A 2966-nucleotide genomic window follows, 5' to 3' on the forward strand; every position below is an offset into this window, starting at 1 on the left:
CGATGCCTCCCCGATGTCGCCCTGGTGATGAAGTTCGTTCCATAGTTCTTCCCAAACGTCATTGCCGCCCTGCATCGACCGAAGCGCTACTGAGACATCATATGGAACCCCATACCCGCCGTGCAGTTCCTTCCATCTTGTGTCGTCGAGGCTAAGCATCGTCTTTTTCTATCCTTTCATTTATCGATGGGGATGTCCGCTTTTGGCCGAAGGACTAAACCGCTCGCGCGGTAGTCGGACTTCGATGCAGCCTGTGGTCCCGCCACAGCCGGGTTTCTGCTGCAAGATTGTAGCTGTTTCCTATGTTGGTTAGTGAGGCAATCGGCCTCATTCCAACAGGAGCAGTATCATGACCCAAGCCATTACCCCATTGCGCCAACGCATGATCGACGACATGCGCATGCGCAAGCTCGCACCCAAGACCCAGTCTGCATACCTGATGCACGTCCGGCGCCTGGCCGCGTTCCTGCACCGCCCACCCGACACCGCTACAAGTGAGGATCTGCGGCGATTTCAGTTGCATATGGTTGAGCAAGGCTTCACGTCAACCACCCTGAATGTGACGATCACCGGTTTGAAATTTTTCTTCGAGGTCACAGTTCACCATCCCGAACTGATGGCCAGGATGCATCCCGTGCCGGTTCCCCGCAAGCTCCCCCAGGTGCTCAGCCGCGACGAAGCCGCGCGCCTGATCGCCTCGGCATGCAGTCCCAAATACCGGGCGGCACTGTCGGTTGCCTACGGCGCGGGCCTGCGTGCGAGTGAAGTGATCGGGCTCAAGGTAACCGACGTCGACAGCGGGCGCATGGTCTTGCGCGTGGAACAAGGCAAAGGACACAAGGACCGCTATGCCATGCTGTCGCCGGTACTGCTCGACTGCCTGCGTGCCTGGTGGAGGACGGCACGCGCCGAAGGCAAGATCCTGCATGGCGGTTGGTTGTTCCCCGGACAGAATCCCATCGACCCGCTCAGCACGCGACAGCTGAACCGCGCCATCCACGCGGCCGCCGACCTGGCACGGATCGACAAACGCGTGTCCATGCACATCCTGCGCCACAGCTTCGCCACCCATCTGCTGGAGCAGAAGGTCGACATCCGAGTGATCCAGACCCTGCTTGGCCACAAGCGGCTCGATACGACCGCGCTATACGCCCAGGTCGCCACCGATCTGCTGCGCGAAGTGATCAGCCCGCTCGACACCTTGCAGTCAGCGTAGGGGGTGCTATGGAGCGCCCCGACCTGGAGGTCGCGGACATCTTCCGCGCCCACGGCCCGGCTTGGCGACACGCACAGCGCGGTCACCTGAGCCTGGGCCAACTGAAGGTCATGTCGGCCATCGAGCAGTGTCGCAGTGCGGCGCTGGGAGGGCACGCGCTGCGCTGCGACGCCTGCGAACACGTCGACATTGCCTACAACTCCTGCCGCAACCGGCACTGCCCAAAGTGCCAGGCCAATGCCGCGCGCCGCTGGCTCGAAGCGCGCCGGAACGAGTTGCTGCCGGTCGAGTACTACCATGTCGTCTTCACCCTCCCGGCACCGGTCGCCGCGCTCGCGTGGTACAACAAGGCATTGATGTACCGCCTGTTGTTCGAGACGGCGGCGCAGACGCTGTGCACCATCGCTGCCGATCCCAAGCACCTTGGTGCCCGCATCGGTGCCACGCTGGTGCTGCACACATGGGGCTCGGCACTGACCCACCATCCGCATGTGCACGGAATCGTCCCCGGCGGCGGCCTGGCGCCGGACGGCACACGCTGGATCGCCTGCAGGCGAGGTTTCTTCCTGCCGGTGCGGGTGCTCTCGCGCTTGTTCCGGCGGCGCTTCCTGGATGCGCTGGCCGCAGCCCATCGCGCTGGCCAAATACGCTTGTTCGGGGAGTATGCGGCGCTGGCGGAACCAAATGCCTTCGCGCGCTCGATGGCGCCGCTGCGACATTGCGAGTGGGTGGTCTACGCCAAGCGCCCGTTCGCCGGGCCCGAGGCAGTGCTGGCCTACCTGTCGCGCTACACGCACCGGGTCGCCATCTCAAACCGGCGCCTGGTGTCCATGGATGAGCGTGGCGTGACGTTTCGCTGGAAGGACTACCGTGCCAAGGACGCGATGCACAAGACGATGACGCTCGACGCTGGCGAGTTCATGCGCCGCTTCCTGCTGCATGTCTTGCCCACAGGTTTCCACCGGATCCGGCACTACGGGATCTTTGCAAACGCCGGACGCAAGGCCAACCTGGCGCTTGCGCGCGCACTACTGCATGTGCCGACGCCGGTGGCAGCAGCGCAGATTGCCGAGCCAATTGCGCCAACGTTCATCTGTCGGCATTGTGGCGCGCCGATGGCGATCACAGCTATCTTCTTGCCGATCCATCCGATTCCAGCACCACCACGACATCAAGGCGCTCCGCCATGAACCACGTCGCGCCCCCAATTTGCCAGCGCCCAGGTCGTCGGTCATGGCCGACGTGGGTTTGCTTTGCCTTCGGCACCATAACAGCTAACATCCAAGAGACCGAACCTGGTTCCGGCGTTCATATCGCGATCGCTAAACGCCTCGCCGACGCCATCGACACCCGATCGGCCGCCTCAATCGACAGCCATCCGATCACCGGCACCATTCAAATCGCCATAGCCGGTGGCACAGCTTGACGACAACGACACATCCCGCGGTTTCCTCCTTCGCGGCTTGCCCAACGCCGGCCGGAGACGCTTGCGTGCATCAGTTTGAGTCTGTGACGGCGGCCGGCATCGGACAACCCTTAACGAAAGCAGACGGTCGTGCGGAATCGGACGAGCGAGTCCATTCCCCTGACTAATTACCGCATCCCTCCGCCGCCGGCTCCCCGCAGGCAATCATGCGCTGTACCGTGGCGTTGCGCGGGGAATCGAGGTGCGCGTTGGTCGGCAGTTCACCCCGCCCCAGGTAGGTCGGCGCAGTCGCCGCCCCCACATCGCTGAGCGGCGACCCCGCGC

The 2966-nt window shown here is 63.4% G+C and carries 3 protein-coding genes; all 3 read left to right on the top strand.

The genetic code is table 11. The features are described from left to right. Positions 1 to 349 precede the first annotated feature (349 nt). From F1735_RS32855 to F1735_RS32865, 3 genes are read left to right on the top strand one after another with little or no spacing between them, the layout of a single operon-like run. Positions 350 to 1216 (top strand): tyrosine-type recombinase/integrase, encoded by an 867-nt coding sequence (locus tag F1735_RS32855; protein WP_167094552.1) that lies wholly within the window; start codon positions 350 to 352, stop codon positions 1214 to 1216. An 8-nt stretch (positions 1217 to 1224) separates the two neighbouring features. After that, positions 1225 to 2406, top strand: a complete 1182-nt coding sequence (locus F1735_RS32860; protein ID WP_167241115.1) for an IS91 family transposase — start codon at positions 1225 to 1227, stop codon at positions 2404 to 2406. After that, the gene (locus F1735_RS32865; protein WP_167094554.1) at positions 2403 to 2642 is read left to right on the top strand and encodes a hypothetical protein; all 240 of its coding nucleotides are present in this window, start codon (positions 2403 to 2405) and stop codon (positions 2640 to 2642) included. Before F1735_RS32860 ends, F1735_RS32865 begins: the two co-directional genes overlap by 4 nt. Positions 2643 to 2966 lie beyond the last annotated feature (324 nt).

The sequence above is a fragment of the Massilia genomosp. 1 genome (genome assembly GCF_011682185.1).
Classification (GTDB): domain Bacteria; phylum Pseudomonadota; class Gammaproteobacteria; order Burkholderiales; family Burkholderiaceae_D; genus Telluria_A; species Telluria_A rubra.